An 18854-nucleotide genomic window follows, 5' to 3' on the forward strand; every position below is an offset into this window, starting at 1 on the left:
GACCCCTGCGGTATCGCGGCGCCGGCCCTTTCGCACATCCCTCCCCCGACGTGCGGAAGGGCCGGCAGGCCCGCGAGCGATCGCGTCTTCTCCCTCCCTTGCAGGCGAGGGAGGGGGCATACGAATGCATGACTTTCCGCGTCTCGCGACGCGGACCCGAACCGTTGCGGCCGAGCACCGCGAGGAACCCTCCGCGAGGAACCCCATGGACTTTTCAAAATTCTTCATCGATCGGCCGATCTTCGCCGCGGTGCTGTCGATCGTGATCTTCGCGGTCGGCCTGATCTCGATCCCGAACCTGCCCATCAGCGAGTACCCGGAGGTGGTGCCGCCGTCGGTGGTCGTGCGCACCGTCTATCCGGGCGCGAACCCGAAGGTGATCGCGGAAACCGTGGCCACGCCGCTGGAGGAAGCGATCAACGGCGTCGAGGACATGATGTACATCAAGTCCGTCGCCGGTTCCGACGGCGTGCTGCAGATCACCGTCACCTTCAGCCCCGGTACCGATGCCGACGACGCGACCGTGCGCGTGCAGAACCGGGTCAGCCAGGCGCTGGCGCGGCTGCCCGAGGACGTGCGCCGGCAGGGCGTGACCACGCAGAAGCAGTCGCCGACCTTCCTGATGGTGGTGCACCTGACATCGGCCGACGGGCGCTACGACACCCTGTACCTGCGCAACTACGCGCGCCTGCACGTGAAGGACGCGCTGGCGCGGATCTCCGGCGTCGGCGACGCGCAGGTGTTCGGCGGCGGCGACTATGCGATGCGCGCGTGGCTGGATCCTGACCGGATCGCCGCCCGCGGCCTGACCGCCGGCGACGTGCTGGCGGCGATGCGCGAGCAGAACGTGCAGGTGTCCGCCGGCCAGATCGGCGCCGAGCCGATGCCCAGCAGCGACTTCCTGACCCTGATCAACGCCCAGGGCCGGCTGACCACCGAACAGGAGTTCGGCGACATCGTGCTCAAGAGCGGCGACGACGGCGAAGTGGTGCGCCTGCGCGACGTCGCCCGGCTCGAACTCGGCGCCGGCGACTACACCCTGCGCTCGCAGCTCGACGGCAAGGAGGCGGTCGGCATCGGCATCTTCCAGGCGCCGGGCGCGAACGCGCTGCAGATCCAGGAAACCGTGATCGCGACGATGGACGAACTGTCGCAGCGCTTCCCCGAGGGCGTCGGCTACGAGGCGGTGTACGACACCACGATCTTCGTGCGCGACTCGATCAAGTCGGTGATCAAGACCCTGCTCGAGGCGGTGCTGCTGGTGGTGCTGGTGGTGACCCTGTTCCTGCAGACCTGGCGTGCGTCGATCATCCCGCTGATCGCGGTGCCGGTGTCGGTGGTCGGCACCTTCGCAGCGCTGTACCTGCTGGGTTTCTCGATCAACACCCTGACCCTGTTCGGCCTGGTGCTGGCGATCGGCATCGTCGTCGACGACGCGATCGTGGTGGTGGAGAACGTCGAGCGCAACATTGAGGAAGGCCTGACCCCGCTCGCCGCCGCGCACCAGGCGATGCGCGAGGTGTCCGGCCCGATCGTCGCGATCGGCCTGGTGCTGTGCGCGGTGTTCATCCCGATGGCGTTCCTGTCCGGCGTCACCGGCCAGTTCTACCGCCAGTTCGCGGTGACCATCGCGATCTCCACGGTGATCTCGACGATCAACTCGCTGACCCTGTCGCCGGCGCTGGCGGCGATGCTGCTCAAGCCGCACGACGCGCCCAAGGACCGTCTCACGCGCCTGATCGACCGTCTGTTCGGCTGGGTGTTCCGTCCGTTCAACCGCTTCTTCGGCGCCAGCTCGGAGAAGTACCAGAGCGCGGTCTCGCGCTCGCTGGGCAAGCGTGGCGCGGTATTCGTGGTCTACCTCGGTCTGCTGCTGGCGACCGGCATGATGTTGAAGGTGGTGCCGCCGGGCTTCATTCCGGTGCAGGACAAGCTGTACCTGATGGCCGGCGTGAAGCTGCCGGAAGGCTCCTCGCTCGACCGGACCGACGCGATGCTGAAGAAGGTCGGCGAGATCGCGATGGAGACCGAGGGCGTCGCCCACACGATCGCCTTCCCCGGACTGAACGCACTGCAGTTCACCAACACGCCCAACACCGGCGTGGTGTTCCTGCCGCTGAAGCCGTTCGACGAGCGTTCCCGCACCGCGGAGGAGATCAACGCCGAGATCAACCAGAAGATCGGCGCACTGCAGGAGGGCTTCGCGTTCTCGTTCATGCCGCCGCCGATCCTCGGCCTCGGCAACGGTTCCGGCTACCAGCTGTTCATCGAGGACCGTGCCGGCCTCGGCTACGGCGCGCTGCAGAACGCGGTCAACGGGTTCCAGGGCGCGATCTCCCAGACCCCGGGCATGGGTTTCCCGATCACCAGCTACCAGGCCAACGTGCCGCAGCTCGACGCCGTCGTCGACCGGGTCAAGGCCAAGGCCCAGGGGGTGCCGCTGACCGGCCTGTTCGAGACACTGCAGACCTACCTGGGTTCGGCCTATGTCAACGACTTCAACCAGTTCGGCCGTACCTGGCAGGTGATCGCCCAGGCCGACGCGCCGTTCCGCGACGGCGTCGACGACATCGCCAACCTGCGGACCCGCAACGACCGCGGCGAGATGGTGCCGATCGGTTCGATGGTCGACATCCGCGAGACCTTCGGTCCCGATCCGGTGCTGCGCTACAACGGCTATCCGGCCGCCGACCTGGCTGGCGAATCGGATCCGCGCGTGCTGTCCTCGGCGCAGGCGATGGACTCGCTGACCGCGCTGGCGGGGCAGGTGCTGCCCAACGGCATGGCGATCGAGTGGACCGACCTGAGCTATCAGCAGGCGACCCAGGGCAATGCGGCGCTGGTGGTGTTTCCGCTGGCGGTGCTGCTGGTGTTCCTGGTGCTGGCCGCGCTGTACGAGAGCTGGACCCTGCCGCTGGCGGTGATCCTGATCGTGCCGATGTGCATGCTGTCGGCGCTGATGGGTGTGTGGTTCGCCGGCGGCGACAACAACATCTTCGTGCAGGTCGGCCTGGTGGTGCTGATCGGACTGGCGTGCAAGAACGCGATCCTGATCGTCGAGTTCGCCCGCGAGCTCGAGATGCAGGGCCGCGGCATCGTCGAGGCGGCACTGGAAGCCTGCCGCCTGCGCCTGCGTCCGATCATCATGACCTCGATCACCTTCACCGCGGCGGTGGTGCCGCTGGTGCTGGGCAGCGGCGCCGGCTTCGAGGTGCGCCAGGCGCTCGGCGTGGCGGTGTTCGCCGGCATGCTTGGCGTCACCCTGTTCGGCCTGTTCCTGACCCCGGTGTTCTACGTCGCCCTGCGCACGCTGGTCTCGCGCCGCGAGCGCAAGGCGACGACGGCCGGCGACCGCGGCGATGCCGCCCTGGAGACGACCCATGTCTGAGTCCGATATCCGCAAGCCCGTGCGCGCCGTCGCAAGGCCGCTCGCCGCCAGCCTGCTCACCCTCGCGCTGGCCGCGTGCGCGGTCGGTCCGGACCACGTCCGGCCGAACCTGCCGCTGCCGGACCACTACAGCCAGCAGGCCGGGGCGACCCCAGAGCAGGGCGCGACCGCGCGCGCGACCCCGGACGCGAATGCACCGTTCTGGGATGCCTTCGACGATCCGACCCTCAGCCGCCTGGTCGACGAGGCGCTGGTCGCCAATCACGACCTGCGCATCGCGCTGTCGCGCTACGACCGCGCGAACGCGCTGCTGCGCGGCGCGAAGTTCGACCGCTTCCCGACCGTGACCGCGAGCGCCGAGGGTGGCGAATCGCGCAGCAGCGCCGACCAGCTGCCCGGGGTCGCGCGCGGCGACCGCGACGTCGAGTCCTACCGGGCCGGCATCGATGCCAGCTGGGAGCTCGACCTGTTCGGCCGCGTGCGCCGGAGCGTCGAATCGCAGCGGGCCGAGACCGCCGCCACCGCGGCCGATCTGGAGGCGCTGCAAGTCGCGATCGTCGGCGAGGTCGTCAGCGGCTATGTCGAACTGCGCGGGCTGCAGGCACGACTGCAGGTCGCGCGCGAGAATGCCGACAACCAGCGCGAAACCCTGCGCCTGGTCGATGCGCGGCTGGAAGCCGGCCGCGGCACCGAGTTCGACACCGCCCGCGCACGCGCACAGCTGGAGAGCACGCTGGCGCGGGTGCCGGCGCTGGAGGCGGCCGAGGCGGTCACGATGCACCGGCTCGCGGTGCTGACCGGACGCACGCCCGACGCGCTGGTCGCCGAGCTTTCGACGCCACGCCCGCTGCCGGCGTTGCCCGCCCGCTTCGACCCGGGCGCACCCGGCGAGCTGCTGCGGCGGCGGCCTGACATCCGTGCGGCCGAGGAGCGCCTGCACGCGGCGACCGCGCGGATCGGCGTCGCCACCGCCGACCTGTTCCCGCGCTTCACCCTCGGCGGCCTGATCGGCAGCCAGGCGATCGACAGCGACGCCCTGTTCGAGCGCGACAGCGAGACCCGGCTGATCGCACTCGGCGTCGACTGGTCGTTCCTCGACATCGGTCGGGTGCGCGCGCGCATCGCCGCCGCCGATGCCGATGCCGAGGGCGAACTGGCCCGCTACCAGCAGACCGTGCTGCGCGCGCTGGAAGACACGGAGAACGCGCTGGTGCGCTATGCCCGTGCGCGCGACGAGGATGCGCACCTGGCCCGCGCGGCCGCCGACAGCGCGCGCGCCGCCGAGCTGGCGCGGATCCGCTTCGAGGCCGGCGCCGCGGACCTGTTCGAGGTGCTCGACGCCGAGCGCAACCGCCTGCAGGCGCAGGATGCGCTGGCCGACGTGCGCACCCGCAGTGTCAACGGTGCGGTCGGCGTGTACCGCTCGCTCGCCGGCGGCTGGCCGTCGCGGCAACCCTCGCGCGAGAGTCTGGCCGGGCGCTGATCGCCCCGCCATCTCCGCCTCGCACCTGCCCGTCGGCGGCCCGCAACGCGCTCCCTCTCGCGTTGCCGCCGGCGGGCGGGACCTTCCGCGGAGCCCTCGCCGCATCCACGTCGGATGAAGGGCCGGGCCGGCTTCGCGGGTCCCAGGTCCATGGCCCCCGGTTCGGTGACGTGCCGGCACGCTGCCACCTCGTCGCGGCGGCTGCGTGGGAACCCCTTGGAGTCATCCGGAGTGCGCGGAGCCCGTGAACAGGCTCTAGACTCGTGGCATTCACGAGGAGGCTGCGGATGCGGATCGTGCTGGCCCTGCTGCTGGTGCTCATCGGGGTGGTCGGGCCTCGCCCGGCGGTGGCGCAGGCGCTGGAAGTCGAGCTGCTCTACACCGAGCAGGACCTGGCCAGCCCGCCGACGGTGGCACCGGTGCAGCAACGCGTCGTCGCCGAGCCCGGTCAGTACGCGCGGCTGCCGTTGCCGCGGCGCGGGCACGGCTACTGGCTGCGGCTGACCACCCATGAACCGATCGTCGCCGACAGCCGCCAGGTGCTGGTGCTGCGCGGTGCGCAGAACCTGGGTCCGGTGATCTTCCATCCGCCTGCCTCCGCGCCGGCCATGGTCGCGCAGGGCATCGACGGGCCCAACACCTTGCTGCGGCGCGGATGGCAGCTGCCGCTGCCGAACGGCTGGCCGCCTGCCGCGGTCGCCTACCTCCACGTGTCCGGCGATACCGGGCAGGCGCTGCGGCTGGGCCTGATCGACGTCGACCGCCTGATCCTGCACGAACGTGCCGGCGCGCGCCTGGCCAGCGCGACCTTCACCGCGCTGGTGCTGGTCGCGATCTTCATGTTCGGCCTGTGGGTCGCGTTGCGCGATCTGCTGTACCTCAGCTACGCCGCCTATCTGGCCTGCGTGGCGGTCTACTCGATGCTGCTGAGCGGCGACGCCGGCGAGATGCTGACCCTGGCCTGGATGACGCCGGACGGACTGCTCGCGCGGATGGGCCTGGGCACCCTCGCGGTGATCCTGCAGCTGATCTTCACCGCGCGCTTCCTCGAGCTGGCGCGGCTGATGCCGCGAGCGGCCCGGGTGGTGAGCGCGATGGTCTGGCTGCTGTTCGGCCTGCTCGCGGTGCTGCTGATCGGGCAGCAGCACGTGGCCCGCTGGTATCCGGCGGCGATCCATGTCCTGTTGCTGCTGTTCATGCCGATAAGCATCGCGGTCGCGATACAGGCGTGGCGCAAGGGCGCCGCCTATGCCGGCCACTTCATCGCCGGCTGGACGCCGCTGCTGGCGATGGCGGCGCTGATGGCGGCGCATCAGCTGGGCCTGGTCGACGTGCCCTGGATCGAGCGCGTGCTGCCGCTGGGTGCGGTGCTGCAGTCGGGCGTGCTGGCGCTGGCGTTGAGCCAGCATGCCGCCAACCGCCACCGGATCGCCCTGTTGGCCCGCCAGTCGGCCGAGCGCGATGCGCTGACCGGTGCGCTCAACCGGACCGCGATCGAGCAGATGCTGGCGGCGTGGGGACAGATGGGCCACCTGGGGGTGGGCCAGTACGCGCTGCTGCTGGTGGACCTGGACGACTTCGCCGAGGTCAACGCACGCCACGGCTACGTGGTCGGCGACACCGTGATGCAGCATGTCTACACCCGCATCCGCGGGCTGGTGCGGCCGGACGACACCGTCGCGCGGATGGAGTCGGACCTGTTCGCCGTGGTCAGCGAATGCCGGCGCGACGATGCCGAACTGCTCGCGCACCGGCTGGTCGAGGGTTTCCAGCAACGGCCGTTCAACGTCGATGGCCACGAGATCGTGGTGACGGTCAGCGTCGGCCTGGCGATGTCGCGCCGTGGCGAGGACGCCGATGCCTTGCAGCGACGCGCGGCGGAAGCGCTGGCCGGTGTGCGGATCGCCGGGCACAGCAGCATCGGCGTGTCGTCCGAACCACGCACGGGCGAGGGCCGTCGCCAGCGCGGCAGAGCCGCCGCCGCGCGCGAGCCGGACTGACGTCGCCAGATTTCCGCATGGACGCAGCGCAACCGCGCCTGAACGTGGGAATGCGAACGTGCGCCGCGTCATTGCGGGGCGATGCCGCGGCGGCGTAGCGTTCGCTGCAGCACGTCACCGAATGCGTGCGATCACACAACACACAGTGATGCATTGACGGAGTCGCCTGGCGGCTCCGTTCTTGTGCACGACGGTTGCGCGGGCCGTGTCGCTTCTCCGGTGTCGCCCGTCCCGGCGAAGAGGCCATCGCCGCGGGCGTGTACCCCGCGCCGTCGTGGAGTAGGATGCCCGTCCCCCTTTCGCATCCGATCGAGCCATGGCCGATTCCACCAAGCCGACCCGCGAGGAGGCCGAAGCCGCCGTCCGTACCTTGCTGCGCTGGGCCGGAGACGACCCCGACCGCGAAGGCCTGCTCGACACGCCGACCCGCGTGGTCAAGGCGTACGGCGACTGGTTCAGCGGCTACGGCGAGGACCCGACCGACTACCTCAAGCGCACCTTCGAGGAAGTCGAGGGCTACGACGAGATGATCGTGTTGCGCGACATCGAGTTCGAGAGCCATTGCGAGCATCACATGGCGCCGATCATCGGCAAGGCCCATGTCGGCTACCTGCCCGACGGCAAGGTCGTCGGCATCAGCAAGCTCGCCCGCGTCGTCGAGACCTATGCGCGCCGCCTGCAGGTGCAGGAGAAGATGACCGCGCAGATCGCTCAGGTGATCCAGGACGTACTGCAGCCGCGCGGTGTCGGCGTGGTCGTGATCGGCGCGCACGAGTGCATGACCACCCGCGGCGTGCACAAGCGCGGGGTCAGCATGATCACCTCGACGATGCTCGGCAGCTTCCGCGAGGACGCACGCACCCGCGCCGAGTTCCTGCGCTTCATCGAGGCCAGTCCGGGACGCTGATCGCCGCCGCTGTAAACGAACGGCCGCAAAAGCGACCGTAGGAGCGGCGTAAGCCGCGATCGAACGTTTGTTCAAGACCCAGCCCCCTGAGTCAGGGGGCGATTCGCGCCGCAGGCGCGAATGGGGGTGTGGAAGCGCAACGGCGGGGTCCATGGTTTGCGCAGCAAGCTTTGGGGATTCTCGAGCGCAGCCCGGGGATCGCGGCTCACGCCGCTCCTACAGGGCTCCTACGGGTGCTTCTGGGCCGCGGCCACCACGCGCTCGGCCAGCACCCGCATCTGCGCCACCGTCACCTGCAGATGTGGGGCGATCCGCAGCAGGCCGTGGCGGCGGGTGAACACCGCACCGGCAGCGGCGAGCGCCTGCGCCGCCGTGTCGATCCGTTCGGGCGGCGGCCGCAGGCCGAGCAGATGCGGGGCATGGCCCGGCGTGATCCAGTCTTCCAGGCCGTACTCGCGCAGTACCGCATCGAACGCGGCGGTGCGTGTGCCCAGCGCCTGCGAAAGACCGGCGACGCCCCAGGCCTGAAGCTGCGCCAGTGCGACGGCCGCCATCGCCAGCTTCTGCGCATGGGCGATGCCGCCGGCATCGAAGCGGCGCGCGCCCGGGCGATACGCAGGCGGCTGCAATGGCGAGGCCATCGCCGCATCGTGCTCACGCGCGAACCAGTTCTGTTCCAGCGGCCGGCCGTGCTCGCGCCAGTGCGGCGCCACCCACAGATAGGCCAGCCCGTAGCTGCCGAGCAGCCACTTGTGCCCGACCGCGACCGCGAACTGCGGCTGCCAGCGGCTGACGTCCGCCGGCAACGCTCCAAGGCTCTGGCTCAGGTCGAGCACCAGCGCGGCATCGCATGCCCGCGCCTGTGCCGAGATCCGGTCCAGATCGAGCAGCGCGCCGTCGTGCCAATGCGCCTGCGGCAACGCCAGCACGCGGATCGCCGGATCGGCCTCGAGCGCGGCCAGCACTGCTCCGGTCCAGTCCTGCCCGGGTGCGCGGCGCACCTCGACCAGGGAGGCGCCGGTTTCAGCGCAGCGCTGCTGCCACGGCAGCAGGTTAGACGGGAACTGGCCGGCGAGTACCAGCACCTTGTCGCCGGCGCCTAGCTGGAGATTGCGCGCGGCCAGCGACAGCGCATAGCCGGCCGACGGCACAAGCGCGACGCCGTCGCCATCGCCGTCGAAGGCATCGCCCTCGAAAAAGCACGCGGCGAGCGACCGCACCCGTTCGATCGCATCGTTCCAGGCCTGCATTCCGATCCGCCACGGTGCGATCGATTCCGCCAGCGTCGCCTCGGCGGCGGCTTGCACGCCGCGCAGACGCGGCCCGTGCGCGGCGCTGTCGAGATGCAGCGTGCCGTGCGGTGTGGCGAACATCGCCGCCAGTCGTGCGTCGTCGTTCAGCGTCGTCGTCGAAGTCATCTGTGGCTGCATAGTCGGAGATCCTGTCGCAACATCCTGCCACCGTTGCGTCAGTAGCGTGACGATCGATGCACGGACCGTCACCGCAGGTGGAGTAAGCTCATGCGGATGACAGCATCGATCGCCCCGACAGCGCAGTCTGTTCAGCAAGGCCTCGAGATTCCCGCTGCGACAGGACCGGCAGGTTCCCGGCAGGCATGGGCCGGTGTGGCGGAAGACGGCGATGCGCTGGCCGCGCGCTATCGTCGCGTACGCGAGCGCAGCCTCGCGCTGGTGGCGCCCCTGTCGGCCGAGGACGCGATGGTGCAGAGCATGCCCGACGCGAGTCCGACGAAGTGGCACCTCGCGCACACCACCTGGTTCTTCGAACGCTTCGTGCTCGAATGCGATCCCGACTATCGCCCGTACGAACCGGACTGGCACTACCTGTTCAACAGCTACTACCAGAGCGTCGGGCCGATGCATGCGCGACCGTCGCGCGGGCTGCTGTCACGGCCGTCGCTGGAGCAGGTGCTTGCGTATCGCGCACGGGTCGATGCGGCGGTCGATGCGGCATTCGCGCGCGGTGCGCTGGACGAGGCCGCGCGTCGTGCGATCCTGCTCGGTACCCATCACGAGCAGCAGCACCAGGAACTGCTGCTGACCGACATCAAGCATGCCTTGTGGTGCAACCCGCTGCGGCCGGCGTATCGCGACGACCTGGCGCCCGCGGGCGCGACAACGGCGCAGCCGCTGGAGTGGATCGCCTTCGACGAGGCGATCGTCGGGATCGGTGCTCCGGCCTGGCCGCAGGCAGCGGAGTTCGCCTACGACAACGAATCGCCGCCGCACCGTGTGCTGGTGCCGGCGCACGCGCTGGCCTCGCGCCCTGTCAGCAATGCCGAATACCGCGCCTTCGTCGACGACGGCGGCTATCGGGAGCCGATGTTGTGGATGAGCGAGGGCTGGGCGCGCGTGCAGGCCGAAGGCTTGCGTGCGCCGCTGTACTGGGACGATGCCCTCGAGCGCGAGTTCACTCTTGGTGGCATGCGTGAGATCGACCCGCAGGCGCCGGTCTGCCATCTGAGCTACTTCGAGGCCGATGCCTACGCGCGCTGGGCCGGCGCACGACTGCCGAGCGAGGCCGAATGGGAGCAGGCCGCGCGCATGGCCGCGGTGGAAGGTCATTTCGCCGATGACGACCGCCTGCATCCATGCGCGTCGGCCGCGGAGGGTCTCGCGCAGATGTTCGGCGACGTCTGGGAATGGACCTCCAGCGCCTACGGCGGTTACCCGGGTTTCCGTACCCTTCCAGGATCGCTGGGCGAATACAACGGCAAGTTCATGTGCGGACAATGGGTGCTGCGCGGCGGCAGCTGTGCGACTCCGCGCGACCACGTGCGCGCCAGCTACCGCAATTTCTTCTATCCGCCGGACCGTTGGCAGTTCTCCGGTCTGCGCCTGGCCAGGGACGAGCGATGATGGACACCGCGACGATGCCACCGCTGACCGATCTTCATCCCACGCCCGACGACATCCTCGGCGACACGGTCGAAGGCCTGTCGTCGACGCCCAAGCGGTTGTCATCGAAATACTTCTACGATGCGCGTGGCTCGCAGCTGTTCGAGCAGATCACCCGCCTGCCCGAGTACTACCTGACCCGCGTCGAACTGGCTCTGCTGGAGGCGTCGATGCCGGCGATCGCCGCGGCGGTCAACGGCTGTCCGCACGTGGTCGAGTACGGCAGCGGAAGCGGCCGCAAGACCCGCCTGCTGCTTGCCGGCCTGGTCGACCCGGTCGCCTACACGCCGATCGAGATCTCGCGCACCGCGCTGCTGGCCAGCGTCGAGCGACTGGGCGAAGAGTTCCCGGACATCGAGATGCTGCCGGTCTGCGCGGACTTCACCCAGCCGGTGCCGCTGCCGCGGCCCGAGCGCGACGCCGGCCATACCCTGGTGTTCTTCCCCGGCTCGACGCTGGGCAACTTCACCGCCGATGCGGCCGAACGACTGCTGCGGTCGATGCGCACGACGATGGGTCCGCAGGGCCAGGCGCTGATCGGCATCGACCTGGTCAAGGACGTGGCAGCGATGGAGGCCGCGTACAACGATGCCGCCGGCGTCACCGCCGCGTTCACGCTGAACCTGCTGGCCCGGCTCAACCGCGATGTCGGTACGGATTTCGACATCGGCGGCTTCACCCATCTCGCCCGCTACGTGTCCGAGCGCGAGCGCATCGAGACCTTCCTGGTCAGCCGGCGAGAACAGAACGTGCATGTCGACGGCCGCGTCTTCCGCTTTGGAGCCGGAGAGGCGATGCAGGTCGAGTACAGCCACAAGTACACCGAGGCGAGCTTCCAGATGCTGGCATCCCGCGCCGGATTGCGCGTAGTCGAGCGCTGGAACGCGCCCGGCGATGCATTCGGGCTGCGCCTGCTGCAACCTGCCTGAGGCGCCGCGGCAACCGTTCGGAAAGGAGAATCACCGAAGCACCCCGGACACCCCACCCGGAGGAGACCCGCGATGGCCGATGCACCGAAACCGCCCGCGCGCTACGACGACCTGCGCGCACTGTTCCTGAACTGCACGCTCAAGCCCTGCGGCGTCGAATCGCATACCGAGCGGCTGATCTCGGTCGCTTCGGGGGTGATGCGGGCCAATGGGGTTTCGGTAGAAGTGGTCCGTCCGGTCGACCTCGATCTCGCCCCGGGCGTGCAGCGGGACATGACCGAACATGGTTTCGCCCGCGACGACTGGCCGGGTCTCAGGAAAAAGGTGATGGTCGCCGATATCCTGGTGCTGTGCACGCCGATCTGGCTGGGCGAGGAAAGCTCGGTATGCCGACGGGTGATCGAACGCCTGTACGCGGAGTCCGGCGAGCTCAACGACAACGGCCAGTACATCTATTACGGCCGCGTCGGCGGCTGCCTGGTGACCGGCAACGAGGACGGGATCAAGCACTGTGCGATGACCGTGCTCTACGCGCTGCAGCACCTGGGCTACACGATTCCGCCGCAGGCCGATGCCGGCTGGATCGGCGAGGCCGGACCCGGACCGTCCTACGGCGACGACGGCATCGGCTACGACAACGACTTCACCCAGCGCAACACCACCTTCATGGCCTGGAACCTGATGCACATGGCGCGGATGCTGCGCGATGCCGGCGGCATTCCCGCGCACGGCAACCAGCGCGACCGCTGGGACGCCGGCTGCCGTTTCGATCATCCGAATCCGGAGTATCGCTGAATTACGACGCGACGCACCGCCAGGTGCCCGGACGGCTACGGCAAGAGACGGGTGCCGCGGATTGCCTGGATGAGCGCCGCTCAGGCACTCGACGGTGTTCGATCCGCGTTTGTTCGCGTAGATCCGTGGCCAGGGCATTCGGTTTCGTAGCCCGGGTAAGGCGAAGCCGCACCCGGGGCGCGGACTCGATTGACGGAACGGTCCCGGTGCGCTGCGCTTACCCGGGCTACGGCTACGGCTACGGCTACGGCCTAGAACGGTTGCCGTGGATGGCGCTGACGGAACGCGGACAAGGCACTCCACGGTGTTCGATCCGCGTTCGTCCGCGTAGATGCACGGACTGGATACTCAAGCCGCGGCAGCGTCGTCCGCGGTTGCCGGCAGTTCGCGGCCGCCGCCGTTGCGCAGCAGCCTGGTGATCCCGGCCGCCGCCTCGCGGCCCTCGAACGCGGCGGTGACGACCAGATCGGCGCCACGGACCGCGTCGCCGCCGGCGAACACGCGCGGATGCGCGGTCTGGTACGGATGCGTGCCGTGTTCGCCGGAGGTGCGGATGCGACCGTCGGCCTCCAGTTCGATGCCATGCGCGGCCAGCCACTCGGGTGCGTCGGGACGGAAGCCGAAGGCAATGATCACCACGTCGGCGGTGAGCGTCGATTCACTGCCTTCGACGGTCTCGGCGCGACGGCGGCCGTTCGCATCCGGCTCGCCCAAACGTGTTTCGGCGACGCGCACGCCGGTCACGCGCCCATCGCGGCCGAGCAGTTCCAGCGGCTGGCGGTTGAACAGGAACTGCACGCCTTCCTCGCGGGCGTTGGCGACCTCGCGCGCGGAGCCGGGCATGTTGGCCTCGTCGCGGCGGTAGGCGCAGGTGACCTCGGCCGCGCCGAGCCGGATCGCGCTGCGCACGCAGTCCATGCCGGTATCGCCGCCGCCGAGCACGACCACGCGCCGGCCCTTCAGGTCGGGCAGCTCGATCCGGTCTTCCCAGCCGGCGATCGGCCGTCCCTGCGACTGCACGCCGCCGACCACGCGACCGTTCTGGACCAGGAACGGCAGCGCCGGCAGCACGCCGGCCAGATCCTGGCCGGGCAGGCCGCCGTCGGTGTAGCGGTAGCTGCCCAGTCCGAGGAACACCGCGTCGTACTCGTCCAGCAGCGCGTCCAGGCTGACGTCGCGGCCGACCTCGACGCCGAGGCGGAAGACCACGCCCATGCCTTCGAGGATCGCGCGACGGGTCCGTACCACCGACTTGTCGAGCTTGAAGCTGGGAATGCCGAACTGCAGCAGGCCGCCGATCTGCTCGTAGCGGTCGTAGACCACTGCATCGATGCCGGCGCGTGCGAGGCGGTCGGCGCAGGACAGTCCGGCCGGTCCGGCGCCGACCACGGCGACCCGTCGGCCGCTGGCGACGACCCTCGACAGATCCGGGCGCCAGCCCTCGGCGACCGCGCGGTCGACGATGTATTTCTCGACCGCGCCGATCGTGACCGCGCCGAAACCATCGTCGAGCGTGCAGCTGCCCTCGCACAGGCGGTCCTGCGGGCAGACGCGGCCGCAGATCTCCGGCAGTGGATTGGTCTCGTGGCACAACGTGGCCGCCTCGTGCACGCGACCCTCGCGCGCCAGCTCCAGCCAGTTCGGGATGTAGTTGTGCAGCGGGCACTTCCACGAGCAGTACGGATTGCCGCAGTCCAGGCAGCGACCGGCCTGGTGCCGGGCCGCCTCGTCGTTGAAGCGGCCATACAGCTCGCCCCAGTCGCCTTCGCGGCGCAGCGCCAGCGGAATGCGCCGCGGCATCTCCCGCGGCAGCTCGAGGAACTCGAACACGTTCTTCTTCGGTATCGGCTTCGTCATCAGGCCGCCCTCCTCAGGTTCTCCGCGAGCGAAGCGAGGCTCGCCGCCTTCGGCTTCACCAGCCAGAACTTGCCGATGTAGTCGCGCATCTCGTCGAGGATCCGCCGCGCGCGCGCGCTGCCGGTGTGGCGCGCGTGCGCCTCCAGCAGCTCGCGCAGGTGCGAGCGGTGGTGCTCGAAGCCGTCGCCGGCGATGCGCACGATGTCGATCAGCTCATGGTTGTAGCGGTCGACGAAGTCGCGGTCGATGTCGAGCACGTAGGCCATGCCGCCGGTGAAGCCGGCGCCGAAGTTCAGCCCGGTGCGGCCGAGCACCGCGATCACGCCGCCGGTCATGTATTCGCAGCAGTGGTCGCCGGCGCCCTCGATCACCGCGGTCGCGCCGGAATTGCGCACGCCGAACCGTTCGCCGGCGCGGCCGCAGGCGTACAGCTCGCCACCGGTGGCGCCGTACAGGCAGGTGTTGCCGATGATCGGGGTCTCGTGGGCGATCCAGCGCGCGTCTTCCGGCGGTCGCACCACGATGCGGCCGCCGGCCATGCCCTTGCCGACGTAGTCGTTGGCCTCGCCGACCAGCTCATGGTGCAGGCCGCCGGCGTTGAACGCGCCGAAGCTCTGGCCGGCGCTGCCGTCGAAGCGCAGCGCGACCGGCGAGTCGGCCATGCCCTGGTCGCCGTGCAGGCGCGCGACGATACCGGACAGGCGCGCGCCGATGCTGCGGTCGGTGTTGCGGATGTCGAACCGGTATACGCCGCCGCGCTTGCCGGCGATCGCGGAGGCCAGTTCGGCGTCGAGCGTCGCGGCCAGGCCGGTCGGCGCGGCGGCCGGTTGCGGGACGCCGCAACGCCCGCCGCCGGCGAGGCCGTCAGCGGCCAGCAGCGGAGCGAGGTCGACGCGCCGGCCATGTGCGGCCCCGCGATCGACCTGTTCGAGCAGGTCGACGCGGCCGACGATCTCGCCGAGGCTGCGTGCGCCCAACTGCGCCAGGTAGCCGCGGACCTCTTCCGACAGCAGGCGGAAGAAGTTCTCGACCTTCTCCGGCAGGCCGGTGAAATGCGCGCTGCGCAGGCGTTCGTCCTGGGTGGCGACGCCGGTCGCGCAGTTGTTGAGATGGCAGATGCGCAGGTACTTGCAACCCAGCGCGATCATCGGCGCGGTGCCGAAGCCGAAGCTCTCCGCACCCAGCAGCGCCGCCTTGATCACGTCCAGGCCGGTCTTCAGGCCGCCATCGGTCTGCAGGATCACGCGGTCGCGCAGATTGTTGGCCAGCAGCGCCTGTCGCGCTTCCGACAGTCCGATCTCCCACGGCGTGCCGGCGTAGCGGATCGACGACAGCGGGCTGGCGCCGGTGCCGCCGTCGTGGCCGGAGATCGTGATCAGGTCGGCGCCGGCCTTGGCGACGCCCGCCGCGATCGTGCCGACGCCGGCATGCGAGACCAGCTTGACCGACACCAGCGCCTGCGGATTGACCTGCCTGAGGTCGAAGATCAGCTGCGCGAGATCCTCGATCGAATAGATGTCGTGATGCGGCGGCGGCGAGATCAGGCCGATGCCCGGCGTCGCATGGCGCAGCCGCGCGATCAGCGCGTTGACCTTGTGACCCGGCAGCTGGCCGCCCTCGCCGGGCTTGGCGCCCTGGGCGACCTTGATCTGCAGCACCTCGGCGTTGACCAGGTACTGCGGGGTGACGCCGAAGCGGCCGGATGCGATCTGCTTGATCTTCGAGGCCTTGTCGGTGCCGTAGCGGACCGGGTCCTCGCCGCCTTCGCCGGAATTGCTGCGGCCGCCGAGCCGGTTCATCGCGATCGCCAGCGCCTCGTGCGCTTCCGGCGACAGCGCGCCGAGGCTGATCGCGGCGGTGTCGAAGCGGCGCACCAGCGAGGCGACCGGCTCGACCTCGTCCAGCGGCACCGCCGTCGCATCGGCCGTGCGCAGTGCGAGCAGGTCGCGCAGCGCCGCGGCCGGCCGCCGGTTGACGGTGTCGGCGTAGCGCTGCCAGTCCTCGCGCTCGCCGCTGTTGACCGCGCGCTGCAGGTCCATCACCACGTCGGGGTTGTACTGGTGATATTCGCCGCCCGGCCTGAACTTGAGCAGGCCGCCGATCTGCGGCAGCGCATTCTCGTCCCAGGCATGCGCGGCCAGCTCCTGGGCATCGGCCTGCAGGCTGGCGAAGCCTGCGCCGCCGATCCGGGCCGGCGCACCGTCGAAGCACAGCGCCACGACCTCGCGGTCGAGGCCGACGATCTCGAACAGCTGCGCGCCGCGATAGCTGCCGATCGTGCTGATGCCCATCTTGGAGATGATCTTCAGCAGCCCCTTCTTGATGCCGCGGCGGTAGCTGCGGCCGACCTGGGCGATCTCGTCGTCGGGTGTTTTCAGGATCCCGCGCGCGGCCAGGTCGTGCAGGGTCTGGTAGGCGAGGTAGGGATAGACCGCGGTCGCGCCGAAGCCGATCAGGCAGGCGAAGTGATGCGGGTCGCGGGCGGTGCCGGTCTCGACGATCAGGTTGACCTCGCAACGCAGGCCGCTGCGGACCAGGTGCTGGTGGACCGCACCGGTGGCGAGCAGCGCGTGCGCGATCAGCCGGCCGCGTTCGGGATGGCGGTCGCTGAGGATCAGCATCGTGCGGCCGGCGCGCGCCGCGGCTTCGGACTCGGCGCAGATCCGCCGCAGCGCCGCCTCCAGGCCCTCGTCCGGGTCGTAGTCGAGCTTCACGTAGCGATGCGCGGTGTCGTACGGCGCCATCGACACCAGCTGGCGGATCTTGCGCTGCGACATCACTGGCGAGTTCAGCAGCACGTGGGCGACGTTGTCCGGCCCGTCGACGAAGATGTTGCCCTCGCGACCGAGCTGGGTCGCCAGCGACATCACGCAGTCCTCGCGCAGCGGGTCGATCGGCGGATTGGTCACCTGCGCGAAAGCCTGGCGGAAGCAGTCGTACAGCGGCCGTACCTGCTGGCTGATCGCCGCCACCGGCACGTCGTCGCCCATCGAGCCGGTCGCCTCCTGCTCGGTCTCGGCCAGCGGCCGCAACACCTGCTCGCGCTCCTCGCGGCTGAGCTGGAACAGTTTCTGGAAGGTCGCAAGGGTCGAGGCGTCGAACGGCTCGGCGGTGGTACTCGGGTCGATCAGCTCGTTCTGCAGGTAGGTCATGCCCTGCTTGAGCCAGCGCTTGTACGGTGCGCGGCCGCGGTTGATGCGGTCGATCGCATCGGTGTCGAGCAGCTCGCCAGCCTGCAGGTCGGCGGCGATCATCTCGCCGGGACCGAGCTTGCCCTTGGCCTCGATCTCGGCGGCCGGCAGATCCCAGACGCCGGCCTCGGACGCGATCATGAAGTGGCGGTCGCGGCTCAGCGCCCAGCGTGCCGGACGCAGGCCATTGCGGTCGAGCGTACAGGCGGCGTAGCGCGCATCGCAGGTGACGATGCCGGCGGGACCGTCCCAGGGTTCGGTGTTCAGCGCGTAGTACTCGTAGAACGCGGCGAGGTCGGCGTCCTTGTACTCCAGCGACTGGGTCGCCGGCGGCACCAGGATGCGCATCGCCTTGAGCAGGTCCATGCCGCCGGCCTCCAGCAGCTCGAGCATCTCGTCCAGGCTCTGCGAGTCCGAGCCGCGCATGTTGATGACCGGCTCGAACTCGCGCGGGTCGAGCGTCGGGGTGCGCCACACGTGCGCGCGCGCCTGCGCCCAGGCGCGGTTGCCGGCGATGGTGTTGATCTCGCCGTTGTGGGCGAGCATCCGGAACGGCTGCGCCAGCGGCCAGCGCGGCGTGGTGTTGGTCGAGAAGCGCTGGTGGAACACCACCGCGCTGCTGGCGAGCTCGGGACGCTGCAGGTCGGGATAGAACGTCGCCAGGTGTTCGGGCATCACCATGCCCTTGTAGCCGATCGTGCTCGACGACAGGGTCACCGGGTAGACGTCGTCGAAGGCGGGGCCGAGCGTGCGCAGACGCTGCTCGGCGCGCCGCCGCGCCAGGTACAGCGCATGCAGGAATGCGGACGGATCCGGACGCTCGCCGTCGATGTCGACCGCCGGCACCACGAACAGCTGTTCGATCCGCGGCAGCGAACGCTTCGCCAGCTCGCCGCAGACCGAGGTGTCGACCGGTACCGCGCGCCAGCCGGCGACCGCCAGCCGCACCTCGCGCAACGCGGTCGCGAAGGCCTCGCGCGCGGTCGCCGCATCGTCGGCGTCGTGCGGCAGGAACACCAGGCCGGCAGCATAGCGCTGGCCCAGCGCGATCCCGGCCTCGCCGGCGAGCGCACGCAGGAAGGCATCGGGCTGGCGCAGCAACAGCCCGCAGCCGTCGCCCGACAGGCCGTCGGCGGCGACGCCGCCGCGATGGGTCATCCGCGACAGCGCCTCCAGCGCCTGCTTCACCAGCGCATTGCTCGGCCTGTCGTCGAGCTGGGCGATCAGGCCGAAGCCGCAGGCATCGTGCTCGTCGCGCGGGTCGTACAGGCCTGTGTGGGACGGACCTGCGGAAAACGCGTCGCGCGCGCCCGGTACCGGGCGCGGTGCGGCGGGGACGGCGGGGTGTTGCGCAGACGCCATGCAGGACTCCGTTGTGACAGTGCC

Annotated in this window: 10 protein-coding genes; 7 read left to right on the forward strand and 3 right to left on the reverse strand. The window is 69.9% G+C overall.

From position 1 onward, the window contains the following. Positions 1 to 205: 205 nt before the first annotated feature. From L3V18_RS18080 to folE, 4 genes are all read left to right on the forward strand, one after another. A complete protein-coding gene (locus L3V18_RS18080; RefSeq protein WP_237056828.1) occupies positions 206 to 3388 on the forward strand; it encodes an efflux RND transporter permease subunit in 3183 nt (1060 codons plus the stop codon). Further along, positions 3381 to 4871, forward strand: a complete 1491-nt coding sequence (locus tag L3V18_RS18085) for an efflux transporter outer membrane subunit (protein ID WP_237056829.1) — start codon at positions 3381 to 3383, stop codon at positions 4869 to 4871. Before L3V18_RS18080 ends, L3V18_RS18085 begins: the two co-directional genes overlap by 8 nt. Positions 4872 to 5158: 287 nt before the next feature. Further along, positions 5159 to 6871, forward strand: coding sequence for a sensor domain-containing diguanylate cyclase (locus tag L3V18_RS18090; protein ID WP_237056830.1), 1713 nt, complete (start codon positions 5159 to 5161; stop codon positions 6869 to 6871). A 316-nt stretch (positions 6872 to 7187) separates the two neighbouring features. Continuing rightward, entirely contained in the window at positions 7188 to 7778 is a 591-nt protein-coding gene (gene folE / locus L3V18_RS18095) for a GTP cyclohydrolase I FolE (protein WP_237056831.1), read from the forward strand. A 227-nt stretch (positions 7779 to 8005) separates the two neighbouring features. Here folE and L3V18_RS18100 read toward each other — a convergent pair whose 3' ends face one another. Next, positions 8006 to 9196, reverse strand: a complete 1191-nt coding sequence (locus L3V18_RS18100; protein ID WP_237056832.1) for an aminotransferase class V-fold PLP-dependent enzyme — start codon at positions 9194 to 9196, stop codon at positions 8006 to 8008. A gap of 207 nt (positions 9197 to 9403) precedes the next feature. Here L3V18_RS18100 and egtB point away from each other — a divergent pair, with 207 nt between their 5' ends. From egtB to L3V18_RS18115, 3 genes are all read left to right on the forward strand, one after another. Further along, positions 9404 to 10657, forward strand: a complete 1254-nt coding sequence (gene egtB / locus L3V18_RS18105) for an ergothioneine biosynthesis protein EgtB (RefSeq protein ID WP_237056833.1) — start codon at positions 9404 to 9406, stop codon at positions 10655 to 10657. Next, positions 10654 to 11625: an L-histidine N(alpha)-methyltransferase gene (egtD, locus tag L3V18_RS18110; protein WP_237056835.1), complete on the forward strand. Its 972-nt coding sequence runs from the start codon at positions 10654 to 10656 to the stop codon at positions 11623 to 11625. The genes egtB and egtD overlap by 4 nt, the downstream gene beginning before the upstream one ends. A gap of 72 nt (positions 11626 to 11697) precedes the next feature. Beyond that, on the forward strand, positions 11698 to 12420 hold the full coding sequence (locus tag L3V18_RS18115) for a flavodoxin family protein (RefSeq protein WP_237056837.1): 723 nt from the start codon (positions 11698 to 11700) through the stop codon (positions 12418 to 12420). Positions 12421 to 12768: 348 nt separating this feature from the next. Here the strand turns inward: L3V18_RS18115 and L3V18_RS18120 are convergent, their stop codons facing one another. Beyond that, positions 12769 to 14277 (reverse strand): FAD-dependent oxidoreductase, encoded by a 1509-nt coding sequence (locus L3V18_RS18120; protein ID WP_237056839.1) that lies wholly within the window; start codon positions 14275 to 14277, stop codon positions 12769 to 12771. After that, the gene (gene gltB / locus L3V18_RS18125; RefSeq protein ID WP_237056841.1) at positions 14277 to 18830 is read right to left on the reverse strand and encodes a glutamate synthase large subunit; all 4554 of its coding nucleotides are present in this window, start codon (positions 18828 to 18830) and stop codon (positions 14277 to 14279) included. Before gltB ends, L3V18_RS18120 begins: the two co-directional genes overlap by 1 nt. Positions 18831 to 18854: the final 24 nt, after the last annotated feature.

Source organism: Marilutibacter chinensis (assembly GCF_021725675.1).
GTDB classification, from domain to species: Bacteria; Pseudomonadota; Gammaproteobacteria; order Xanthomonadales; family Xanthomonadaceae; genus Marilutibacter; species Marilutibacter chinensis.